Annotated in this window: 23 protein-coding genes and 1 pseudogene; 18 read left to right on the forward strand and 6 right to left on the reverse strand. The window is 39.8% G+C overall.

Annotated features, from left to right (window positions below):
- Positions 1-100 precede the first annotated feature (100 nt).
- The 12 genes from hfq to rplI all read left to right on the forward strand — a co-directional run bounded on the left by hfq (position 101) and on the right by rplI (position 11790).
- Positions 101-391 (forward strand): RNA chaperone Hfq, encoded by a 291-nt coding sequence (gene hfq, locus M997_RS02820; protein ID WP_064718591.1) that lies wholly within the window; start codon positions 101-103, stop codon positions 389-391.
- A 94-nt stretch (positions 392-485) separates the two neighbouring features.
- Positions 486-1775 carry a ribosome rescue GTPase HflX gene (gene hflX, locus M997_RS02825; RefSeq protein ID WP_064718592.1) on the forward strand — a complete coding sequence of 430 codons (1290 nt, stop codon included), beginning with the start codon at positions 486-488 and terminating at the stop codon, positions 1773-1775.
- Positions 1776-1866: 91 nt separating this feature from the next.
- The gene (gene hflK / locus M997_RS02830) at positions 1867-3153 is read left to right on the forward strand and encodes an FtsH protease activity modulator HflK (protein WP_064718593.1); all 1287 of its coding nucleotides are present in this window, start codon (positions 1867-1869) and stop codon (positions 3151-3153) included.
- Positions 3154-3155: 2 nt separating this feature from the next.
- The gene (gene hflC, locus M997_RS02835; protein ID WP_064718594.1) at positions 3156-4163 is read left to right on the forward strand and encodes a protease modulator HflC; all 1008 of its coding nucleotides are present in this window, start codon (positions 3156-3158) and stop codon (positions 4161-4163) included.
- 457 nt (positions 4164-4620) lie between these two features.
- Positions 4621-5919, forward strand: coding sequence for an adenylosuccinate synthase (locus M997_RS02840; protein ID WP_064718750.1), 1299 nt, complete (start codon positions 4621-4623; stop codon positions 5917-5919).
- Between the two features lie 418 nt (positions 5920-6337).
- A complete protein-coding gene (nsrR, locus tag M997_RS02845) occupies positions 6338-6766 on the forward strand; it encodes a nitric oxide-sensing transcriptional repressor NsrR (RefSeq protein ID WP_064718595.1) in 429 nt (142 codons plus the stop codon).
- Positions 6767-6805: 39 nt separating this feature from the next.
- Positions 6806-9337, forward strand: coding sequence for a ribonuclease R (rnr, locus tag M997_RS02850; protein WP_064718596.1), 2532 nt, complete (start codon positions 6806-6808; stop codon positions 9335-9337).
- Positions 9338-9439: 102 nt separating this feature from the next.
- Entirely contained in the window at positions 9440-10183 is a 744-nt protein-coding gene (gene rlmB, locus M997_RS02855) for a 23S rRNA (guanosine(2251)-2'-O)-methyltransferase RlmB (protein WP_064718597.1), read from the forward strand.
- Between the two features lie 163 nt (positions 10184-10346).
- A complete protein-coding gene (gene rpsF, locus M997_RS02860; protein WP_064718598.1) occupies positions 10347-10742 on the forward strand; it encodes a 30S ribosomal protein S6 in 396 nt (131 codons plus the stop codon).
- An 8-nt stretch (positions 10743-10750) separates the two neighbouring features.
- Positions 10751-11068 (forward strand): primosomal replication protein N, encoded by a 318-nt coding sequence (gene priB, locus M997_RS02865; RefSeq protein ID WP_064718599.1) that lies wholly within the window; start codon positions 10751-10753, stop codon positions 11066-11068.
- A 4-nt stretch (positions 11069-11072) separates the two neighbouring features.
- Positions 11073-11300, forward strand: a complete 228-nt coding sequence (gene rpsR, locus M997_RS02870) for a 30S ribosomal protein S18 (RefSeq protein WP_000135199.1) — start codon at positions 11073-11075, stop codon at positions 11298-11300.
- A 40-nt stretch (positions 11301-11340) separates the two neighbouring features.
- Positions 11341-11790, forward strand: a complete 450-nt coding sequence (gene rplI, locus M997_RS02875; RefSeq protein ID WP_023583606.1) for a 50S ribosomal protein L9 — start codon at positions 11341-11343, stop codon at positions 11788-11790.
- An 87-nt stretch (positions 11791-11877) separates the two neighbouring features.
- Here the strand turns inward: rplI and M997_RS02880 are convergent, their stop codons facing one another.
- Together M997_RS02880 and M997_RS02885 are read right to left on the reverse strand one after the other, a co-directional pair.
- Complete coding sequence (locus tag M997_RS02880; RefSeq protein ID WP_064718600.1) at positions 11878-12540, reverse strand: LysM-like peptidoglycan-binding domain-containing protein; 663 nt, start codon at positions 12538-12540, stop codon at positions 11878-11880.
- 60 nt (positions 12541-12600) lie between these two features.
- Complete coding sequence (locus tag M997_RS02885) at positions 12601-14289, reverse strand: hypothetical protein (RefSeq protein WP_064718601.1); 1689 nt, start codon at positions 14287-14289, stop codon at positions 12601-12603.
- Between the two features lie 239 nt (positions 14290-14528).
- Between M997_RS02885 and M997_RS02890 the strand changes: the two genes are divergently transcribed.
- The 3 genes from M997_RS02890 to zinT are packed head-to-tail and all read left to right on the forward strand — an operon-like array spanning position 14529 to position 15573.
- Positions 14529-14777 (forward strand): type B 50S ribosomal protein L31, encoded by a 249-nt coding sequence (locus M997_RS02890; protein ID WP_064718602.1) that lies wholly within the window; start codon positions 14529-14531, stop codon positions 14775-14777.
- 18 nt (positions 14778-14795) lie between these two features.
- Positions 14796-14921 carry a type B 50S ribosomal protein L36 gene (gene ykgO / locus M997_RS02895; RefSeq protein WP_064718603.1) on the forward strand — a complete coding sequence of 42 codons (126 nt, stop codon included), beginning with the start codon at positions 14796-14798 and terminating at the stop codon, positions 14919-14921.
- A 4-nt stretch (positions 14922-14925) separates the two neighbouring features.
- A complete protein-coding gene (zinT, locus tag M997_RS02900; protein WP_082918378.1) occupies positions 14926-15573 on the forward strand; it encodes a metal-binding protein ZinT in 648 nt (215 codons plus the stop codon).
- Positions 15574-15673: 100 nt separating this feature from the next.
- Here zinT and M997_RS02905 read toward each other — a convergent pair whose 3' ends face one another.
- The gene (locus M997_RS02905; RefSeq protein ID WP_064718605.1) at positions 15674-17122 is read right to left on the reverse strand and encodes an NAD-dependent succinate-semialdehyde dehydrogenase; all 1449 of its coding nucleotides are present in this window, start codon (positions 17120-17122) and stop codon (positions 15674-15676) included.
- Between the two features lie 272 nt (positions 17123-17394).
- On the opposite strand from M997_RS02905, the gene bamJ reads away from it, so the two are divergent.
- Together bamJ and cysQ are read left to right on the forward strand one after the other, a co-directional pair.
- A complete protein-coding gene (gene bamJ / locus M997_RS02910; protein WP_064718606.1) occupies positions 17395-18015 on the forward strand; it encodes a BamJ family beta-barrel-assembly machinery protein in 621 nt (206 codons plus the stop codon).
- A gap of 150 nt (positions 18016-18165) precedes the next feature.
- On the forward strand, positions 18166-18906 hold the full coding sequence (gene cysQ / locus M997_RS02915) for a 3'(2'),5'-bisphosphate nucleotidase CysQ (RefSeq protein WP_064718607.1): 741 nt from the start codon (positions 18166-18168) through the stop codon (positions 18904-18906).
- A gap of 58 nt (positions 18907-18964) precedes the next feature.
- Here cysQ and M997_RS02920 read toward each other — a convergent pair whose 3' ends face one another.
- Entirely contained in the window at positions 18965-19525 is a 561-nt protein-coding gene (locus tag M997_RS02920) for a YtfJ family protein (RefSeq protein WP_064718608.1), read from the reverse strand.
- Between the two features lie 283 nt (positions 19526-19808).
- On the opposite strand from M997_RS02920, the gene M997_RS02925 reads away from it, so the two are divergent.
- A complete protein-coding gene (locus M997_RS02925) occupies positions 19809-20015 on the forward strand; it encodes a DUF1107 domain-containing protein (protein ID WP_036939412.1) in 207 nt (68 codons plus the stop codon).
- A gap of 183 nt (positions 20016-20198) precedes the next feature.
- On the opposite strand, the pseudogene paeA reads toward M997_RS02925, so the two are convergent.
- Both paeA and msrA read right to left on the reverse strand, forming a co-directional pair.
- Positions 20199-21569 (reverse strand): annotated as a pseudogene (gene paeA / locus M997_RS02930) (polyamine export protein PaeA); the annotation flags it as partial.
- A 162-nt stretch (positions 21570-21731) separates the two neighbouring features.
- The gene (msrA, locus tag M997_RS02935; RefSeq protein ID WP_064718609.1) at positions 21732-22370 is read right to left on the reverse strand and encodes a peptide-methionine (S)-S-oxide reductase MsrA; all 639 of its coding nucleotides are present in this window, start codon (positions 22368-22370) and stop codon (positions 21732-21734) included.
- Positions 22371-22465: the final 95 nt, after the last annotated feature.

Below are 22465 nucleotides of genomic sequence, written 5' to 3' on the forward strand. Positions count from 1 at the left end.
TTGTGTAAAATTGATAGTTGCCAAAGCGCAATTTTTGAGTAGTTCATTTTTCGGACCAATTGGGTTCTAGTATAAAACAACAAAATAAGGAAAACATAGAATGGCTAAGGGGCAATCTTTGCAAGATCCTTTCTTGAACGCATTACGTCGTGAAAGGGTTCCCGTTTCTATCTATTTGGTAAACGGCATTAAATTGCAAGGTCAGATCGAATCTTTTGACCAATTTGTTATTTTGCTGAAAAACACAGTAAGTCAGATGGTATATAAACATGCTATCTCTACCGTGGTACCTTCTCGTCCTGTTTCTCATCATAGCAACACAGGCACGAACCAAACAGGTACTGGCTATAATGGCGGTAGCACGACTCAGCAGGATGATGTTGCAGAATAATTATTACTTATTATTCTTTAAATAATAAAAACATAGGTAGGGAGACTTTACCTATGTTTTTTCCTGTCTTTATAAAGTCCAAGAGGTTTCGCCTTTGTTTGATCGTTATGAAGGTGGCGAGTTAGCCGTTTTAGTGCACGTCTTTTTTTCTCAGGAAAAAGACGTTGATGATTTGCAAGAGTTTGAATCACTGGTGACATCTGCGGGTGTAAAACCAGTTCAAATTATTACAGGGAATCGTAAGGCACCTCACCCTAAATATTATGTGGGTGAAGGAAAAGCTGAGGAGATTGCTGAGGCTGTAAAAGCAAGTGGTGCTGATGTTGTGCTTTTTAACCATGCACTCACACCTGCACAAGAACGAAATCTGGAAAGACTTTGTGAATGCCGTGTGGTAGATCGCACGGGGGTTATCCTTGATATTTTTGCTCAACGAGCAAGAACACATGAAGGTAAACTACAGGTTGAACTCGCTCAGTTACGCCATTTATCAACTCGTTTAGTCCGAGGGTGGACACACCTAGAAAGACAAAAAGGGGGGATTGGATTGCGTGGCCCAGGTGAGACTCAGCTAGAAACAGACCGACGCTTACTCAGAGGTAAAATTAGTCAAATACTTATGCGACTGGGTAAAGTTGAACGTCAGCGTGAACAAGGACGACAAGCGCGAAGTAAAGCTGATATTCCAACATTATCTCTCGTTGGCTACACAAACGCAGGAAAATCGAGTTTATTTAACTACCTTACCTGTTCAGATGTGTATGCTGCGGATCAGTTATTCGCAACGCTAGATCCAACATTAAGGCGTATTAAAGTTGATGATGTGGGTACAGTTGTTTTAGCGGATACTGTTGGTTTTATCCGACATTTGCCTCATGATCTTGTTGCAGCGTTTAAAGCGACATTGCAAGAAACACGAGAAGCGACCTTACTTCTTCATGTTATTGATGCAGCGGATAGCCGTTTTGAAGATAATATTCATGCAGTAGAAAGTGTATTAGAAGAGATTGATGCTCAAGAAATACCGACACTGCATGTTATGAACAAAGTTGATCTTCTTGAAGACTTCACTCCAAGAATTGATCGAAATGAAGATAATCTACCTGTTAGGGTTTGGGTTTCTGCACAAACAGGTGAAGGTATTCCTCTGTTATACCAAGCGTTGACAGAGCGTCTTTCAGGTGAGATCGCACACGTTGAATTACGTTTACCGCCAGAAGATGGAGACGCAGGGCGCTTACGTAGCCGTTTTTATCAATCACAATCAATAGAGCGAGAGTGGATTGAAAAAGACGGTAAAGTCGGACTTATCATACGTATGCCTATGGTAGACTGGCTCCGCCTTTGCAAGCAGGAACCAAATTTATTGGATTACGTGGTCTGATAACGGCCATAATAAAGAACATAAACTGAGAGCTGGCGACGAAATCGGCTCTTAAGCCTGATAAATCTAATCATAATAATGGAGCTAGAACATGGCGTGGAATCAGCCCGGTAACAACGGACAAGACCGCGACCCGTGGGGTAACCGGAACGGCGGTAATAATAACGGCGATGGTAACTCCAACGGCAATCAAGGAGGTCGGAATCGCGGGGCATCAGATCTCGATGATATGTTCCGTAAACTGAGTGAAAAGCTTGGCGGTTTCGGCGGTAAAAAAGGGGGTAATTCCTCTTCAGGACAAAATGGCGGGCCTCGTAGTAATGCTGGAAATCTGCTGGTTTCTCTCGCATTAGGTGCGGTTATCGTTGTTTGGGCTGCCAGTGGTTTTTATACCATTAAAGAAGCTGAGCAAGGTGTTGTCACTCGTTTTGGTAAATTTTATCAAATCGTCGAACCTGGTTTGAACTGGAAACCGACTTTTGTTGATGAAGTTCAGCCTGTCAACGTGAAAACTATTCGTGATTTAACCACGGGTGGCATGATGTTGACGTCGGATGAAAACATGGTTCAAGTTGAGATAAACGTGCAGTATGTTGTCTCAGATCCAGAAACATTTCTGTTTAACCTAACAACACCAATTAACAGTTTAGGTCAGGCGACTGACAGTGCTGTTCGTGGTGTTATTGGTCGTTCAGAAATGGAAAAAATTCTGACTTCTAATCGTTCAGAAATTCGTGACCAAACGCGTCAAGAATTAGAAGAGACTATCCGACCGTATAACATGGGTATCTCTATTGTGGACGTCAACTTCCAAGTTGCTCGCCCACCAGAAGCTGTAAAAGCTGCATTTGATGATGTAATTGCCGCCCGTGAGGAAGAGCAAAAAACCATTCGTCAAGCTGAGGCTTACAAGAACGAAGTTTTACCTTTAGCTAAAGGTAACGCACAGCGCATGATTGAAGAAGCAACTGCTTATAAAACCAGTGTGGTAATGAGAGCAGAAGGTGAGGTGGCGAGTTTCGCCAAAATCTTACCTGAGTATCGTGCTGCACCGGAGATTACTCGTGAGCGTCTTTACATTGAAACCATGGAAAAAGTGCTTTCGAAAACCCGTAAAGTTATTGCTAATGATAAAGGTAACAGTATGTTAGTACTACCTTTAGAGCAGATGTTACGCCAGCAGCCACAGTCGTCAACATCGTCAAATAGTACGATGGAAGCGCCTGCTCGTATGCCAGCACCAACGCCGAATTCAAACACGGCACCTGCTCAAAAACCTGCAACCGGTTATGGTAATGGTGGGTATGGTAATAATAGCAACAATAATAATTATGGCGGTTATGGTCAGCCTTATAGCTCTAATCAAGGAGGACAATAATCATGCGTAAAGTTATCGCTGTTGTTGCAGTTATTATTTTAGCGTTACTGTACTCTTCAGTATTTGTCGTTCAACAATATGAGCGTGGCATTATTTTACGCTTCGCAAAAGTTGTTCGTGATGGTGAAAATAAACCGGTTGTGTACGAACCAGGTCTTCACTTCAAAATACCATTTATTGAGAATGTTAAGAAACTCGATGCACGTATTCAAACAATGAATATTCAGCAAGACCGTTTCTTATCAGGTGAGAATAAAGACTTATTGGTTGATTCTTACTTGAAATGGCGTATCAGTGATTTCAGTACTTACTATCTGGCGACAGGTGGTGGTAATACAACGCAAGCCGAAACATTGCTTCGTCGTAAATTCAGTGACCGTTTACGTTCTGAAATTGGTCGTATGAGTGTCAACCAAATTATTACTGACTCACGTGGTCGTTTAACCATTGATGTGCGTAATGCACTGAATGAAGGTACACCATCTCGTGATACAAGCGCTGCAGATGATGCAATTGCCATTGCTGCGAAAAAAGTAGCAGAAGAAACTAAAGGGCAAGCTCCAGCTATCAATATGAATAGTATGGCGGCATTAGGGATTGAAGTGATTGATGTTCGTATCAAGCAAATCAACCTGCCAATGGAAGTATCTGAAGCAATTTATCAACGTATGCGTGCAGAACGTGAAGCTGTAGCTCGTCGTCACCGTTCACAAGGTCAAGAACAAGCTGTGAAGATCCGCGCAGCAGCGGATAAAACAGTAACTGAAACCTTAGCTGAATCTGAGCGTGAATCTCTGCGTCTTCGTGGTGAAGGTGATGCACAAGCAACTAAATTGTTTGCTGATGCGTTCAACCAAGATCCTGATTTCTATGCATTCATTCGTAGCTTACGTGCTTACGAAAATAGCTTTAATAAAGACGGCAATGACGTCATGGTGTTAAGCCCAGATAGCGATTTCTTACGCTATATGAAAGCACCAACTAAAGCGAGAGCGATGATTGACGATTAAGTCGTCGTTATTTTAAGCTACAAAAAATAATAAAATCCTCTGTGATAAAAAACAGGGGATTTTTTTTAGTTTATTATCATGGGGATATTGCATAAAAATAGGTGAAAAAAATCCAAATATGACGATTAAGCTGAAAAATTACTCACAATGATTTCCAAATTGTCTTTAGCTGAGATAGTATAAAGCGAAAATTGCATTTCAAGATAATCCTTCGACTATTCCGAGGCGTCTTCTGAGCCATTTTCACTTTTATGCCACTCTGCTTTCTGGTTTTACATTCAGAACTGTCGATAAAAATCACAACTAGCTTATATTGTGGGTTTTTAGGGCGAAAATATTGACTATGGCAAGATTTTCTATTGCTTAAAAGCGGTGATGGCATAATTAGATAAAATCTACTGTAACTCTTGAACTGAGATGGTAGAATCCTTTTTTAAGCAACCGAGTGTATTTTGAAATGAGTAATAACGTTGTCGTATTGGGCACCCAGTGGGGTGACGAAGGCAAGGGCAAGATTGTTGACTTGCTAACAGAACGCGCTAAATATGTTGTTCGCTATCAAGGTGGCCATAACGCAGGTCACACTCTAGTCATAGACGGTGAAAAAACCGTTCTCCATTTAATCCCATCAGGCATTCTCCGTGAAAATGTGATTAGTATCATAGCAAACGGTGTCGTTTTATCGCCAGAAGCCCTGATGAAGGAAATGACTCAGCTTGAAGCGCGTGGTATTCCTGTTCGCGAGCGTTTACTTCTGTCTGAAGCCTGTCCGTTAATTCTTCCTTATCACATCGCATTAGATAACGCGCGTGAAAAAGCACGTGGCGAGAAAGCTATCGGTACAACAGGTCGTGGTATTGGTCCTGCTTACGAAGATAAAGTTGCTCGTCGTGGATTGCGCGTTGGCGATCTATTCGATAAAAAAGCATTCGCACAAAAACTGAAAGAAATTATTGAATACCATAACTTCCAGTTGGTGAACTACTACAAAGTTGAGCCTGTAGACTACCAAAAAACCTTAGACGATATCATGGCGATAGCAGATATCCTGACCGGTATGGTTGTTGATGTTTCTGATTTACTTTATAAAGCAACTCAAAATAATGAGCTGGTGATGTTTGAAGGTGCACAAGGCACTTTATTAGATATCGACCACGGTACTTATCCATATGTAACCTCTTCTAACACAACAGCAGGTGGTGTTGCGACAGGTTCTGGCTTAGGTCCTCGTTACGTTGGTTATGTTTTGGGTATCATCAAAGCTTATTCTACACGTGTTGGTGCGGGTCCATTCCCAACTGAATTATTCGACGAAACGGGTGATTTTCTACGTGAAAAAGGCCAAGAATTTGGTGCTACTACAGGCCGTAGCCGTCGTACTGGTTGGTTAGATATTATTGCTATCCGTCGCGCTGTTCAAATCAACTCACTATCTGGCTTTTGCATGACCAAACTTGATGTTTTAGATGGTCTGAAAGAAGTGAAAGTGTGTGTAGGTTACCGTTTACCGAATGGTGAAGTGATTGAAACAACACCTTTAGCCGCTGATGATTGGGAAGGTATCGAGCCTATCTATGAATCAATGCCTGGTTGGAACGAAGTGACCTTCGGTGTGAAAGATAGAGCACTGTTACCACAAGCAGCATTGAACTACATCAAACGTGTTGAAGAGTTAACCGGTGTACCTGTTGATATCGTTTCTACAGGCCCAGATCGTTCAGAAACAATTATTCTCCGTCATCCATTTGATGCATAATTTGTATTAATGGTTTGATGCGAAAATCGTCCCTGAAAATGACAGGGGCGATTTTTTCATATCTGTTAGTCAGTAGTTTGTTCAAAAAATGCCAATAATAGGTGCAATAAAATGGTTTACACTCGGTTCTGTTTTATTGCCTTTGGCAAAAGATAAAAATACAACGTTATTATTGTTTGATAAGCCATAAAGAGAAGCGATCTGTTGAAAAAACGGCAGTATCGCTTTTTCTTTGTCTGTGATATCGCTATTATTTTATTAATAACTTCGTGAGAGTGAGGAATTGCTCACTTTTGAGTATATCTTTGCTAAATGCCCAAACATTAAACATAATATTGCTTAATAAAATGATATTCTCATTATTAATTATTTATCCCTTAATATATTTAATAGGGAAACCTACTTTTCAGAGGTCATTGTGCAATTAACCAGTTTTACAGATTATGGATTGAGGGCATTGATATATATGGCTTCATTGCCTGAAGGCAAAATGACAAGCATCACTGAAGTGACGCAGGTCTATGGTGTCTCACGTAATCATATGGTCAAAATTATCAATCAACTGAGTCATCTTGGTTTTGTCGATGCGATACGCGGAAAAAATGGTGGGATCCGTTTAGGGAAACCTGCATCGCAAATTATTGTTGGTGATGTTGTTCGTGCTTTAGAGCCTCTTTCATTAGTTAACTGTAGTGCTGAGTTTTGCCATATCACCCCTGCTTGTCGATTAAAATTGGTATTAAATCAGGCAATTGAACAATTTTTGAAAGAGTTGGATCGTCACACATTGGCTGAGTTAGTTGAAAATAACAGCCCACTATATAAATTGTTATTAGAAGATGTTTGAGTCAACTATTTCATCGATTCTGATAGCTCGGAGGTCATGATGTCAAAAGATCCTTTTCAGGATAGAGAAGCAGAAAAATACGCCTCTCCAATTGCAAGTCGCGAATATATTTTAGAAGAAATGAAGAAACGTACTGCGCCAATGAGTCGTGATGACTTGGCTCAGGCGTTGAAACTTTCAGGCGAAGAAGATCTTGAAGCCTTACGTCGTCGTCTTAGAGCAATGGAGCGTGATGGCCAGTTAGTCTTTACTCGACGTCAATGTTACGCCTTACCAGAGCGCCTTGATCTTTGGAAAGGCAAAGTAATTGGTCATCGTGATGGATATGGTTTTTTACGTGCCGAAGGTCAAAAAGATGATCTTTATCTTTCACAAGATGAAATGAAAAAAACCATGCACGGTGATGTTATTCTTGCCCAGCCTTTGGGGATGGATAGAAAAGGCCGTCGTGAAGGTCGTGTAGTTCGTGTTATTGAGCCAAGAAACAACCAAATTGTAGGTCGATATTTTATTGAGTCAGGTATGGGATTTGTTGTGCCTGATGATAGTCGTTTAAGCTTTGATATTCTTATCCCTAAAGAAGATATCATGGGTGCGCGCATGGGTAATGTGGTCGTTGTTGAAGTCACAACAAGACCCACTCGTCGCACTCAGGCCGTGGGGCGTATCGTTGAAATTTTAGGCGAAACAATGGGAACGGGTATTGCGGTAGAAATTGCCCTGCGTACCCATGAAATACCATATACTTGGCCAGCACACGTAACAAAAGAAATTGCTGATTTAAAAGAAGAAGTACCTGAATCAGCCAAAGAAGGTCGTGTCGATTTACGTAAGTTGCCATTAATTACTATTGATGGTGAAGATGCCCGCGATTTCGATGATGCGGTTTATTGTGAACGCAAAAAAGGCGGCGGCTGGCGTTTATGGGTTGCCATTGCAGATGTGAGCTATTATGTTCGCCCGCAAACGGCGTTAGATACTGAAGCGCGTAGCCGAGGAAACTCTGTTTATTTCCCTTCTCAAGTCGTCCCGATGCTGCCAGAAGTTCTTTCTAACGGTCTGTGTTCACTTAATCCACAAGTTGACCGTCTCTGTATGGTTTGTGAGATGACGATTTCTGAGCAAGGGCGTTTATCTTCTTATAAATTCTATGAAGCGGTAATGAGCTCTCATGCTCGGATGACCTACACCAAAGTGTGGAAAATCCTTCAAGGTGATGAAGAGTTACGTGAACATTATAAACCTATCGTACAAGATATTGAGCATCTGTATGAGTTATATCAGGCATTAGATATCGCACGCCAACAGCGTGGTGCGATAGGCTTTGAGTCTGAAGAAGCGAAATTTATCTTCAATGCTGAACGTCGTATTGAACGTATTGAGCCTGTTGTTCGTAATGATGCACATAAATTAATTGAAGAATGCATGATCCTCGCTAATATTGCGGCTGCGCGTTTTGTTGAGAAAAATGAAGAGCCTGCGCTTTATCGTATTCATGATAAGCCAAAAGAAGAGAGTGTAATGAATCTACGCTCTGTCTTTAGCGAGCTAGGCTTAACATTACCTGGTGGTTTAACGCCAGAACCCGCTGATTACGCTCGTGTTATGAAAGAAGTGGAAGAGCGTCCTGATCATGAAATGCTACAAACCATGATTTTACGTTCGATGAAACAAGCCATTTATGATCCTGAAAATCGTGGTCATTTTGGCTTGGCACTAAAATCTTATGCACACTTTACCTCGCCAATTCGTCGTTACCCTGATTTAGCGTTACACCGTGCAATTAAATATCAAATTGCAAAACAAGAAGGGCATGGGTCACAACGTTGGACACCAACAGGTGGCTACCATAGTGATATGGATACCATGTTACAGCTAGGTGAGCACTGTTCATTGACGGAACGTCGTGCTGATGAAGCGACTCGTGATGTAGCGGATTGGCTGAAATGCGACTTTATGTTGGATCAAATTGGCCAGCAATTTACAGGTATTATCACCAGCGTAACGGGATTTGGTTTCTTTGTTCGACTAAACGATCTGTTTATTGATGGCCTGGTGCATGTATCAACATTAAATAATGATTATTATCAATATGATAATGTTGGTCAGCGTTTAATTGGTGAATCATCAGGTCAAGTCTATCGTCTTGGCGATGAAGTTGAAGTGAAAGTTGAAGCGGTAAGTATGGATGAACGTACTATCGACTTCTCGTTAATTTCAACAACTCGTACAGCACGTAACCCTGGAAAAACGGCACGAACTCGTGCGTTAAAAGGGGATAAAGACAAGAAAAATGCCAGCAGTAGCAAGTCACGCCGCCGTGATACAAGCAAAGATAAAAACTTTGAACCTGATAGCGCATTTAAAAAAGGTGCGTCAGGCAATAAAGGAAAAGCTACCGGTAGAGGAAAAACAGCTGGTAAAGATAAAGCAGTTGGTAAAGATCAAGCAGTAAAAGACCAAGTTGCTAAAGATAAAGCGAGCAGTAAGCGCAAAAAGACTTCATCACAAACCAAAAAGATTGAAGCAAAATTAAAAGCTAAACGAGCGGCTAAACGCGATAAAGAATAAGTTTAGTAAGCTATTTAGCGAAAGTTGTTATCTATAAAAAAGGCGGGAACTCCGCCTTTTATCTGTTATTGTGCCTTTTATTTTTTACGAGTAGAAAACGCTATGAGCGAAGAAATTATTTATGGGATCCATGCTGTAAAAGCATTATTAGAGAGTGATCCTACGCGTTTCAAAGAAGTTTATGTATTAAAAGGGCGTGAAGATCGTCGTTTAACGCCGGTTATTCATGAACTAGAAGCGCAAGGTATTTTAGTTCAAATCGCAAACCGTCAGTGGCTTGATAGCCAAACGGAAGGGGCTGTACACCAAGGTATTATTGCTAAAGTAAAACAAGGTCGTCAGTATCAAGAACAAGACTTACCTGATTTATTAGCAAAAGTAGAAACACCTTTTTTACTGATATTAGATGGTGTAACAGATCCGCATAATTTAGGCGCATGTTTACGTAGCGCAGATGCTGCTGGTGTTCATGCGGTAATTGTTCCTAAAGACCGTTCTGCACAATTAAATGCCACAGCAAAAAAAGTGGCATGTGGTGCAGCTGAAAGCGTACCTCTAATTAAAGTGACTAACCTTGCACGTACATTACGTTTTCTACAAGAAGAGAATGTGTGGATTGTGGGCACTGCGGGTGAAGCCGATCACACCTTATATCAAAGTAAACTGACAGGTCCTTTGGCATTGGTGATGGGTGCCGAAGGTGAAGGTATGCGTCGTTTAACTCGCGAGCATTGTGATGAGCTGATTAGTATTCCAATGGCAGGTTCAGTTTCTTCATTAAACGTCTCTGTCGCGACAGGTGTTTGCTTATTTGAAGCCATGCGCCAACGAATCGCAGTGAAATAAATTATTAGCGCGTTTTATTCACTATACTCCCTTGAGTTTTATTAGCAGCGGGGGTATAGTTACGCGTCAATTTTTTCAGTCACAACTTAAACAAGTTCCTTGCCTCCATGGGTGGTGACTGACCCTGACAGGAGGCTGATAAATCCGTAAGGAGCAATATCAAATGCGTCATTACGAAATCGTTTTTATGGTTCACCCAGACCAGAGCGAACAAGTTCCTGGTATGATCGAACGTTATAAAACCGCTATCACTAATGCAAATGGTCAGATCCACCGTCTCGAAGACTGGGGTCGTCGCCAACTGGCTTATCCAATCAACAAACTGCACAAAGCACACTACGTTCTGATGAACGTTGAAGCTCCGCAGGAAGTGATTGATGAACTGGAAACTACTTTCCGTTTCAACGATGCCGTTCTCCGCAACATGATTATGCGTACTAAACACGCAGTAACTGAAGCTTCACCAATGGTTAAAGCAAAAGACGAACGCCGTCGTGATATCGCTGATGACCTCGATGAAGAAGAAGTTGATGATGTAGCAGAGGATTCTGAAGAGTAATTAGTGCTGTGACGGCTAATCGATTGGTGCTTACTGGCACAGTGTGCAAAGCATTAATACGAAAAGTTAGCCCTGCTGGGATCCCGCATTGTCAATTTGTTATTGAACATCGTTCGATACAAGAAGAGGCGGGATTAAAAAGACAATCATGGTGTCGAATGCCCATAATTGCCAGCGGGAAAGCGTTACAAGCTGATACTCACAGTATAACGGTCGGCAGCACAATCACCGTTTCAGGATTCATTAGTAGCCATCAGGCGCGAAATGGATTGTTTAAACTGGTGCTTCATGCCGAACAGATTGAATTGATAGATTCTGGAGACTAGCCATATGGCACGTTATTTCCGTCGTCGTAAGTTCTGCCGTTTCACAGCGGAAGGCGTACAAGAGATCGATTATAAAGACATCGCTACGCTGAAAAACTATATCACTGAAAGTGGTAAAATTGTACCTAGCCGTATCACCGGTACTCGCGCAAAATACCAGCGTCAGCTGGCTCGTGCTATCAAGCGCGCGCGCTACCTGTCTTTATTACCTTATACTGATCGTCATCAGTAATAGGTATATAGTCCATTAATGACTTATAGAGGATAAGGTAATGCAAATTATTCTGCTTGATAAAGTAGCGAATCTGGGTAGCCTGGGTGATCAGGTTAACGTAAAATCGGGCTATGCTCGTAACTATTTAATCCCACAAGGTAAAGCTGTTTCTGCGACTAAGAAAAACATTGAGTTTTTCGAAGCGCGTCGTGCTGAGTTAGAAGCTAAATTAGCTGAAACTTTAGCAGCAGCTGAAGCTCGTGCAGCGAAAATCAATGCACTGGGTTCAGTCACCATCAGCTCTAAAGCGGGTGACGAAGGTAAACTGTTTGGTTCTATCGGTACACGTGACATTGCTGATGCAGTAACTGCAGCTGGCGTTGAAATGTGTAAGAGCGAAGTTCGCCTACCAAATGGCGTTCTGCGTACTACTGGTGACCACGAAGTTCACTTCCAAGTTCACAGTGATGTATTCGCTGAACTGAATGTCATCATCGTTGCTGAATAATCTTTAGATTATTGAGTTTGATGTTGATAGAAAAAACGCCAGCTTAGCTGGCGTTTTTCTTTTGGTGCAAACTTAACTAATTAATATCTATGGTGTACGGTAATAGCTACCATCACTTAAACGTGTAAATGTAATCGCTGTACCTGCACTATTTGTTACTTCTAACATGCTGATATCTCCCTGTGGATTACGTTGTAAACGAATTGTTTGACCAGCACGCAGTTGGCTAAGTGATTTTTGTTGATCTTCTGATTTCGCCATTGCAAACGCATCATTTACGGGAAGTTGGTTATCTCTAAACAATTGAGCCAGTGTTTGTCCTTCTCGAATGGTATAGGTTTTCCATGGTTCAACAGTGGTTGGCTCTTCAGATGGCTGTGTTGGTGGCGTTGTCACATCATTGGCTGTATTGTTATCACTAGTGGATGGAACATTAATATTGGCTGAACCTTGATCCTCATTTAAGCTATCTGGAGCTGTGGGTAATGTGGTTTGATCGTTAAGATTGTTCACTGAAGGAGCAATAGGAACAGGAAGATCCTGTGTTAAAGACGGTGTTTGAGGTGTCGAATTGTTATCTTCACTTGTCGGTAAGAAGTATACGACCAGCAAAATAGCAGCAATAGCAAGTATTGCTTTACGATGTAAACCAGGGAATTTGCCCATATTCACCTCATGACTAGACTGCACATTGGTATTATTTGTTGTAACTTCTGTTTTATTTCTTGTAGCCATACTAGCACGAACCATGATCCTAACTCGCTCCCTGATTTCTTTTCAGAATTATCTATCCATTTTTGACTGACTATATTATTTACCATCCTGATAATGAACTAAAAATTGCTTAATACGCTGATAGGTATCGTTATTGGTTTCTATGGTTAATGCATTACTCAATTCACTATAGAAATCATGAGGCAATAACACCTCAGACCAAGAGGAAAGCGCGTTAAGAGCCATATTTCTGTCACGTAGTGTTGAACTGCGTAACTGTCTTTTTATCAGCGACCAACCTATACCAGGAAAACCACCAAGATCTTGCATTATATATTCAACGGCATGATGGAGTTTATATTCAGGGGGGGGTGTTATTAATGGTTCATCTCTGCTGTTTAATGCTGTTAAATCAATTTGTTGCTCTGCAAGTTTGACTACTCGTTCTATTTTATGAGAAGAGTCTGTTTGCATTAATTGATACCACCAATCTGAATGAGGTTTATCTTTTTGTAATGAAAAGAGAAGCTCCCAGATATCAAGGCGAAGGGATTTTGCGACAAGACTTGCTTGATAATTTTGATGACGCGAAGTGCTTTGTAATGCGCCAATAATCAGGTTCGCCCATTCTGGCTTTTGAATAACCTGTTGTGACAATGCCATAATTTGTTGTTGGCAACGATCATTCCACCCTAATGTTTCTAACAATATCCAGTCTTCACCACTATTTTGTACAAAATCAGTTATTTCACAGACACAATAGAGCAGTTTTAATTCTTTTGCTGGCATAGCATTGACTTGTGAAATAAAGACTTTACATGTTTCTGCACCTTGCTGGTAATCATAAATATCTTTTGCCGGCCCACCATTTAGTAAGGCACGCAAAATATCACTACAACCTAATAGTAACGCTGTATTTAAAGGTTGTGTGTTGAGCATTGCTAACATTGTCCCTTTTACTGCGCAATCATAAGCAACATACTCTGTCATCACATTGTTTTTATAGCCTTGAGTTAGTATCCAGTAACAATGTTCAACAGTAAGAGCTTGAGGTAAATGCTCGATATATTGAATTCTTCCCCATCCCTTTGTACGTTGTCCAATAGGTAATAAAAATGGGTGAAATTCATCATAAGAAAGACGCTTTTTCAGTGAGATAATTGAGTAAAGCGTAAATTCAGGATGTAGCATAAAAAGCATTAATAGGCGTTGAGAAAGGCTATCAGAAAAATGACTTAATAGTGCAAGGGCAATTTTAATCGGATTTTGATCTGGGCTTTTAGTTAAGATCCACAAGAATAATTGATAATAAATATCGTTTTTAGCAATATTATTGTCTTGTTCTAGTTTGAGTATGAGTAGAGGAAGATAAGTGATAGGTGCTAATTTATCTTGGCAAAGCATAGTATAAAAAAATGAGAGATTATCTTTATCAGGTAAAACAATCGCTTGTTTAATTGCGTTATAAATCAGATCGGCAAATTCTTCACAATGCTTATCAGAAGGGTACTGTTCTATTGAGCGGCCAATACGCTGATGCAAAATAAGACCTTCTCTTGCACCTGCCGACCAACTAAAAGCAACAGAAGCGTTGTATTTATCAGGCTTTTTTGGTGCTTCTGATAATAAATTTAACGCATCGGGCAATGGTGAATCGCCTATTTCATAAGGTTGTAAACGCGAGAAAAGCGAAGGAACTAATAATGAGGAGATCTCAGGAAAATCGAGAGTAAACGCAATTGGCACAGATGAGTTACCAAAAATTTTATCGAGCCAATTAGCCATAATATGTCCTATTCATTTCGTCCTCTTAGTATAACTTTAGTGGAAAATAGACAAGATGGATAAAAATAAGGCAGAAAAAGTAGAGCATCGCTAAAAAATAACATCAAAAAAGATCATCATAGAGATGAGATATAAAAATTTCTTCAAAAAAACTAGTCATCAAAATAAAAAAGCGCTACATTATCGCAACTCCATATTGTTATATTATAACATTACATAAAATATAAGAGAGATTGATAATGAAATCAGGTATCCATCCACAATATCGTACTGTCATCTTTCATGACACAAGCGCTGACGCTTATTTTAAAGTGGGCTCAACGATTAAAACGGAAAAAACTATTGAATATGAAGGGCAAACTTACCCTTACATTACGCTTGATGTCTCTTCTCAATCACATCCGTTTTATACCGGAAAACAAAAAACACATTCTCAAGAGGGTAATGTGGCTCGCTTTAACAAGCGTTTTGGTCGTTTTATTAATTAATTAGAGCAGGGAAAAAACATGCAGGTATTAAGTTCACTAAGAAGTGCTAAGCAGCGTCATCCGGATTGCAAAGTAGTACGCCGTCGTGGTCGTATTTATGTCATTTGTAAATCTAATCCTCGTTTTAAAGCCGTTCAGGGGTGAGATGATGCAAAAACCATTTCTTTCTTGTGTATTAATTATGGGATTACTGGGTTCGACAATGTCGGTGTTGGCTCATGGACATCATCATGAAAAGCAAAAAACTCAAGCTCAACGTGATGCTGCTAATGGAATTTTTGAGGACAAGGATGTTCTTGATCGCCAATTAAGTGATTGGGAAGGTGTATGGCAATCTGTTGAGCCTTATTTACGTAGCGGCGAACTAGATGTTGTTTTACAAGCTAAAGCCGAAGCTAAAAAGGATAAAACTGTAGAAGAGTATCGTGCTTATTATGCACAAGGTTATAAATCAGATGTAGATATGATTGGTATTGAAAATAACATCATTGAGTTTCATCGTGGTGAAAATGTCGCAAGTTGTGAATATCATTATGATGGTTATCGTATTTTAAATTATACATCAGGTAAAAAAGGGGTACGTTATCTCTTTAGATGTGATGACTCGAAAAGCCAAGCACCTAAGTTTATTCAATTTAGCGACCATATTATCGCGCCTGAAAAAGCAGAACATTTTCATCTTTATATGGGGAATATCTCACAAGATGAATTACTCAAAGAGCTGACTCATTGGCCAACGTATTATCCTTATTCAATGAAAGGGGACGATATTGTGCATGAAATGCTACATCATTAATAAAATATGATGATTATAGTATTGTGAAGCATTTAAAAAGGGATGGGCTAATATTCAATCCCTCGATGAAAATATCGAGGGATTTTTTAGTAAAAACGAGTTATAGCCCTTGGCAAAGATATTTCATTTCCATGTAATCTTCAATTCCGTGTTCTGAGCCTTCGCGGCCTAAACCTGATTGTTTAATTCCACCAAAAGGGGCAACTTCATTGGAAATTAATCCGGTATTTATACCAACCATACCATATTCTAAATTTTCAGCTACACGCCAAATACGTTGTGGATTTTCACTATAAAAATAAGCGGCGAGACCATAAATAGTATTATTGGCTAAATGCACCACTTCATCTTCATGTTCAAAAATAACTAAGGGTGCAACAGGCCCAAAAATCTCTTCTTCAAGAATGTGACTATCGGCAGGAACATTGCCTACAACCGTTGGTTGAAAGAAATTTTCACCCGCAGCATGCGCTTCACCACCACAAAGTAATGTTGCACCACGTTTTAAGGTATCAGCAAGTAAAGATCGTGATTTTTCAACTGCTTTACGATTAATTAAAGGTCCAATAGTCACGCCATCTTCAAAGCCATTACCAACTTTGAGCTTTTTAACGGCCGCGACAAGGCGTTCACTGAATTGGGCATATACATCTTTATGAATATAAAAACGATTAGCACAAACGCAGGTTTGCCCTGCATTACGGAATTTAGCTCCCATCGCACCTTCAACGGCTTTATCAATATCCGCGTCGTCAAAAACGATAAAAGGTGCGTTGCCACCTAATTCAAGAGAAACTTTTTTTACGCTATCAGAACATTGACGCATTAATAAGCGACCAACCCCAGTTGAACCTGTAAAGCTTAATTTGCGAACACGATTATCAGAGGTGAATATTTCACCAATTTTAACGGCATCACCTGTAACAATATTAATTACCCCAGCAGGAATACCTGCTTGAGAGGCTAATTCTGCTAATGCTAATGCGGTATAGGGAGTTTCGTTGGCAGGTTTTATCACCATAGTACAACCTGCCGCTAATGCTGGAGCTGCTTTTCTGGTGATCATGGCCGCAGGGAAGTTCCACGGTGTGATAGCTGCACAAACACCAATGCCTTGTTTTATCACCATTAAACGCTTATCCGCAGAAGGTGATGGAATTATCTCACCGTTTGTTCTTTTACCTTGTTCTGCAAACCATTCAATAAAAGAAGCGGCATAGGTGATTTCACCTTCTGCTTCAGAAACGGGTTTACCTTGCTCAAAAGTCATTAGTTCAGCTAGTGTGCGTTTATTTTCACTGATTAATCTAAACCAATTTTGCAACAAGATTGCTCGTTGATGAGCAGTTAATGCGCGCCATTTAGGTAATGCTTTTTGTGCAGCATCGACAGCGGCTTTTGCTTCTTCTGTTGCCATATTTGGCACAGTACCAAGAAGAGCACCTGTTGCAGGGTCAATAACATTTACCTTGTCTTTATTGTTGGCATCACACCAAAGACCATCAATATAACCTTGTTCACGGAAATAGGGATTTGCAGTTATCTTCACTTAATACCTCTTTGAACACTTATATATTGATATTTAGCACTGAATTAACAGGACTACGTAGTTTTATGCCTGCTTGTAATTATATGCCGGTGTTTTAATGTTGTGAAAAAAAGAGTGAAATTTTTCGGCTAAAAGTATTAAAAAACGTGATAAAGCGAAGAAAATACCCCTGTTTTCGATGAATAACCGTTATAAGTTTAGGCTGGCGGTTTACGCTGTACCTTCCCACTGTTATTCTTGGCATTAACATCCATAAAAAACAGGTATTTTTCATGTCAAAACCATCATTTGATTCTATTGAATCACAAGCAAGTTACGGTATTGGTCTGCAAGTTGGGCAACAACTAACTGAGTCAGGTCTTCAAGGATTAGAGCCTGCAGCGCTGTTAGCTGGCTTGACCGATGCATTAGAAGGGAATGCACCTTCTGTACCTGTTGAAACGCTACATAACGCATTACGTACTATGCATGAGCGTGCCGAAGCTGTTCGTCAAGAACGCCAAGCAGAACTTGCTGATGCAGGTAAAATTTTCTTAGAAGAAAATGTGAAAAACGAAGGTGTTAACGTAACGGAATCAGGTTTACAGTATAAAGTACTGAACGCGGGAGAAGGTGCAATTCCTGCAAAAACTGATCACGTTCGTGTTCATTACACCGGTCGTTTAATTGATGGCACAGTGTTCGATAGTTCAGTACAACGTGGCCAACCCGCTGAATTCCCAGTAAATGGCGTTATTGCTGGCTGGATTGAAGCATTAACTTTAATGCCAGTAGGTTCAAAATGGGAATTATATATTCCTTACCAATTAGCTTATGGCGAACGCGGTGCTGGTGCGGCTATTCCTCCATTCGCAACATTAGTTTTTGAAGTGGAATTACTCGAAATTTTATAATTTCATCTTTCACGATAAAACAAATAGAAATAGCCGGTTTTTCCGGCTATTTTTGTCTCTATACTGTAGTAAACAATGGTAATAGAGATTTAGCGTGATTGATTCTTATAAGGGAGACTTTAACTCTTATAGAAACAAGAGAGGTGCATCATGTTAGAACAAGTCAGCGAATTAGCTCGTCAAGCGGGTGTAGCAATAATGCATATTTATCAGCAGTCAGCACCAATAAAAGTAGAGGAAAAAAGTGATAATTCACCTGTCACTGAAGCTGACCTCGCTGCTCATCAAATTATTAAACAAGGACTTGCAATAATTGCGCCTGAGATCCCTCAGTTATCTGAAGAAGATCCACCAGAGTGGGAAATTAGACGCCATTGGCAACGTTATTGGCTTATCGACCCACTTGATGGAACAAAAGAATTTATCAGTAAAAATGGTGAATTTACCGTCAATATTGCATTGATTGAAAATGGCATACCTGTTTTAGGTGTAGTTTATGCGCCTGTACAAAACGTACTTTATGCAGCCGCGAATAAACAAGCTTGGAAAGAAGTGTGCGGGCAGCGGCTCCCTATTCATGCCAGTCGTGCTGAACCCCCTGTTATTGTGATTAGCCGCTCGCATCAAGATGATGAATTAAAAGAGTATTTATCTCAATTGGGCTCTCATCAAACTGTGGCAGTAGGATCATCGTTAAAATTTTGTCTGGTGGCTGAAGGTAAAGCTCAGCTCTATCCTCGCTTTGGGCCTACTCACACTTGGGATACAGCTGCAGGACATGCAGTTGCCATCGCGGCTGGTGCACATGTTACTGATTGGAAAGGAGTAACGCTAGATTATTCTCCGAAAGAGTCACTGATAAATCCAGGCTTTAGAGTCTCTATTTTTTGAGTTTATTAGATTAAATCGGAGCCCTTAATTTATTCGGGCTCTGATATGACAATAGCGATTATTCTTTAATTAAATCATTGATAAGATTGATTGCTGTTGTTATTTCAGCGCCACTTAATACGCCTTCTTTTACAAAACGCACTTTACCTTGTTTATCAAGAACAACAATTGCTGAGCTCTCTTTTTGTAATCCCCAGTTTTTTAATGCCACGCCATCAGCGTCGACAATAAACTGCGACCAAGGAAACTCTTTTTTACTGTCTTCAACGCTGCCTCGTACAAAAGGGCCAGTACCAAAAACAGCATCATCAGTATTAATAATGGTGGTGGTTTGATAGCTGCCTTGTGGGAATTTAGCTTGTTTTATCGCATCAATAAGAGGGGTATTCATTTCTTTAGCTTTGCTGCGTCCAGCAATATGCTGCACCGTACGAACTTTTCCACTGAGCAGACCACTATTCCAGTTTTGGTAGCTAAACTTATCGGTTGCAGTGTCATAAAGTAATTCACCTTTATCACTGACTGTAACAGCAGGAAGCTGAGTGTTTTCAGTAATATTATGAGCAAACGCCCATGTTGATGCACTGAGTAAGAGTGCAGCTAAAGTTATCTTGTGCATAGCCGTTGTCCTATTATTGAAATCGATTTTACTTTCTATTTAATTATAGAAGGTAGTGTCGAATAATACCTGATTATAGATACATTTTTTTAACATATAAGGTGTAATATAGAGTCAGAGTTATTTCTATTTATCTGCTTTAGTGTCAATAAATGTAAAAATAGATAAGAAAACTAAATAAGTGGAACCTAGTACTTATAATTAGGTCTTTAGATTTGATATATATTGATAGGTCTTTATGACTGATTAAACTCACAACTGAGCATGGGAGACTAACTGAAAGATGAAAATCTTCAACCGCTATAACCCAGAAAAAATTGCTCTCTACGTTAAGACATTATTTCGTGGACGGTTTTACATCAAAGGAATGGGCGCATTTGAATTCGATTACGGCAAAATATTGCTACCCAAAATAAAAGATAAGCTACATTTTAATGTGATGAGTGAAGTTAACCAACAGGTTATTTTGCTTAAAGCAGAGATGGGCTAACTTTTATCTGATAGATAACTGAGTCTTTATCTTGGGTGAATTTGATAAGACTCAGTTATTAATTTCTTCAGTTATTTCTTTTTGGTAAGTCTAGTTTTATATTATCCGCGTTTAATGTTCCGCTTTGTTCTCACCTGCATTGTTTTTATTGAGACTGTTTTCTCTTACATCACCTTGCTCTGTTTTATTTTTATCTGTTCTCATTTCAACTTCTGTTGTGGTTGTTTGAGTTACAGGCATCTGTCCTTGTAAAACAGCTTTAACCGGTGGAGTATCGTCTACCCTAGTTACTAACAATTGGTCGATTTTATAATTATCAATATCGACAACTTCAAATTTATAACCAGAGAATTTCACATAGTCTGTACGTTTTGGAATTTTACGTAAGCGATACATCATAAATCCGGCAATGGTTTCGTAATTGCTGGAATCAGGGAAATCATCGATATCCAGTGCTCGCATCACATCGTCAATAGGTGTTCCGCCTTCAACTAACCATGAATGCTCATCACGACTGACAATTTGTTCTTCTTGCCCTGGGCCAATTAAATCGCCCATCAGTGTTGTCATCACATCATTTAGTGTAATGACGCCCATTACCATCGCATATTCATTAAGAATGATAGCAAAGTCTTCACCAGAGGTTTTAAAGCTCTCTAGCATATCTGAGAGTGTTAAAGTATCGGGAATAATTAGCGCTTTGCGAATATGAACACCTTCGTTTAAGTTTAAACTTTGTCCATTAATAACGCGATTAAGTAGCTCTTTAGAATCGACATAACCAATAATATGGTCGATATCACCTTCACAAACTAAAAATTTAGAGTGAGGCTGAGTCGCAATCTTATGCTTAATATCGTCTTCTGTTTCTTCACGATCAAAATAGACAACGTCTTCTCGAGGGGTCATGGCTGACGGAACAGTACGTGACTCTAATTCAAATACATTTTCAATTAACTCATGTTCTTGTTTACGTAAAACACCCGCAACAGCACCGGCTTCTACAATGGCAAAAATATCATCAGAAGTAATATCTTCATTTCTCACCATCGGTATTTTAAATAATTTGAAGATAAGATCAGCAATACCATTAAATAGCCAAACAAGAGGACGAAAGAAGGCGAGACAAAAACGCATTGGGTTAACAATTTTTAATGCAATAACTTCAGGTTTAATCATTCCAATTCGTTTTGGTGTAAGGTCTGCCAAAAGAATAAACATTGAAGTAACGATAATAAACGAGAAGATTGATCCTAATTGTTGGGCAAGAGGTTCTTCGAAAAATTGTAAGAAAAAGCTTTTTAATGATGGTGAAAATGCGGATTCACCAACAATACCCGCTAAAATGGCAACGGCATTAAGGCCAATTTGTACCACAGTAAAAAACATACCAGGCATTTCTTGCATTTTTAATACGCGAGCTGCGTTGATATTTCCTTCATCAACCAGTTGTTTGAGTTTAATACGACGAGAAGCTGCAAGAGAGATTTCAGACAGCGAAAAAAAGGCGCTGATGGCACAAAGCAAAAGCACAATGAGTAAACTATTAAGCATATAAGGCTCACATCACCCGGAGTATTTTATTTAAAGGGCAATACCAGAGTGTTAACAATAGAAGATAAATCAATATATTGTGATAGACTATTTAATAAAAATAGACACAAAGACAGATAAGAGGGCGCGATTATATCATCGCCCTGCTATTTTCTGCTAGTTTTAGTTTTCAGGTGGTAAACAAATACCAATCCCCCCTAAACCACAATAACCTTGTGGATTCTTATATAAGTATTGCTGGTGGTAATCCTCAGCAAAATAGAAAGGGCCTGTGGGTTGTATTTCTGTCGTGATTTCTTGATGATTGTCTTGTTGTTGCATCGCTTGTTGATAACGTTTTTTTGATTCTATTGCTTGCTGATATTGAGATGCCGTACAGGTATAAATTGCCGAACGGTACTGGCTACCAATATCATTACCTTGACGCATTCCTTGTGCAGGATTGTGATTTTCCCAAAAGAGAGTGAGCAATTGTTGGTAGCTAATAATGTTGGGATCAAAAACGATTTTTACCACTTCAGCATGACCCGTACGACCTTGGCAAACTTGTTCATAAGTTGGGTTTTCGGTCACGCCGCCGCTATATCCTGCACTAGTGGTATAAATTCCAGGCTGTTGCCAAAAAAGACGTTCTACACCCCAAAAACAGCCCATAGCAAAATAAGCGGTTTCCATATTTGGAGGGGAAGTCTTGATGGGATGTCCATTAACTGCATGATAAGCAGAAATGTCTAATGGTGTCAGATTACCTTTGAAGGCATTCTCTGGTTGGTAAGCTCGATGTTGCAAGGTAGACTCCATTTTTTATATTTGTAAACGCTTTAGTATGGTAAAGGTTTAATATTGTTATAAACTAAATCTACAATAAAGCTAATAATAGACCGTCGTCAAATCAT

It is taken from the genome of Proteus hauseri ATCC 700826 (genome assembly GCF_001654965.1).
GTDB classification, from domain to species: domain Bacteria; phylum Pseudomonadota; class Gammaproteobacteria; order Enterobacterales; family Enterobacteriaceae; genus Proteus; species Proteus hauseri.

Coding starts and splice junctions, on each gene's coding strand:
- M997_RS02925 (WP_036939412.1), top strand. CDS start 19,809: ATGAAAATCTTCAACCGCTATAACCCAGAAAAAATTGCTCTCTACGTT.
- bamJ (WP_064718606.1), top strand. CDS start 17,395: ATGTCAAAACCATCATTTGATTCTATTGAATCACAAGCAAGTTACGGT.
- rpsF (WP_064718598.1), top strand. CDS start 10,347: ATGCGTCATTACGAAATCGTTTTTATGGTTCACCCAGACCAGAGCGAA.
- rpsR (WP_000135199.1), top strand. CDS start 11,073: ATGGCACGTTATTTCCGTCGTCGTAAGTTCTGCCGTTTCACAGCGGAA.
- hfq (WP_064718591.1), top strand. CDS start 101: ATGGCTAAGGGGCAATCTTTGCAAGATCCTTTCTTGAACGCATTACGT.
- rplI (WP_023583606.1), top strand. CDS start 11,341: ATGCAAATTATTCTGCTTGATAAAGTAGCGAATCTGGGTAGCCTGGGT.
- cysQ (WP_064718607.1), top strand. CDS start 18,166: ATGTTAGAACAAGTCAGCGAATTAGCTCGTCAAGCGGGTGTAGCAATA.
- M997_RS02920 (WP_064718608.1), bottom strand. CDS start 19,525: ATGCACAAGATAACTTTAGCTGCACTCTTACTCAGTGCATCAACATGG.
- M997_RS02840 (WP_064718750.1), top strand. CDS start 4,621: ATGAGTAATAACGTTGTCGTATTGGGCACCCAGTGGGGTGACGAAGGC.
- zinT (WP_082918378.1), top strand. CDS start 14,926: ATGCAAAAACCATTTCTTTCTTGTGTATTAATTATGGGATTACTGGGT.
- msrA (WP_064718609.1), bottom strand. CDS start 22,370: ATGGAGTCTACCTTGCAACATCGAGCTTACCAACCAGAGAATGCCTTC.
- rlmB (WP_064718597.1), top strand. CDS start 9,440: ATGAGCGAAGAAATTATTTATGGGATCCATGCTGTAAAAGCATTATTA.
- hflK (WP_064718593.1), top strand. CDS start 1,867: ATGGCGTGGAATCAGCCCGGTAACAACGGACAAGACCGCGACCCGTGG.
- rnr (WP_064718596.1), top strand. CDS start 6,806: ATGTCAAAAGATCCTTTTCAGGATAGAGAAGCAGAAAAATACGCCTCT.
- M997_RS02885 (WP_064718601.1), bottom strand. CDS start 14,289: ATGGCTAATTGGCTCGATAAAATTTTTGGTAACTCATCTGTGCCAATT.
- M997_RS02880 (WP_064718600.1), bottom strand. CDS start 12,540: ATGGTTCGTGCTAGTATGGCTACAAGAAATAAAACAGAAGTTACAACA.
- hflC (WP_064718594.1), top strand. CDS start 3,156: ATGCGTAAAGTTATCGCTGTTGTTGCAGTTATTATTTTAGCGTTACTG.
- M997_RS02890 (WP_064718602.1), top strand. CDS start 14,529: ATGAAATCAGGTATCCATCCACAATATCGTACTGTCATCTTTCATGAC.
- ykgO (WP_064718603.1), top strand. CDS start 14,796: ATGCAGGTATTAAGTTCACTAAGAAGTGCTAAGCAGCGTCATCCGGAT.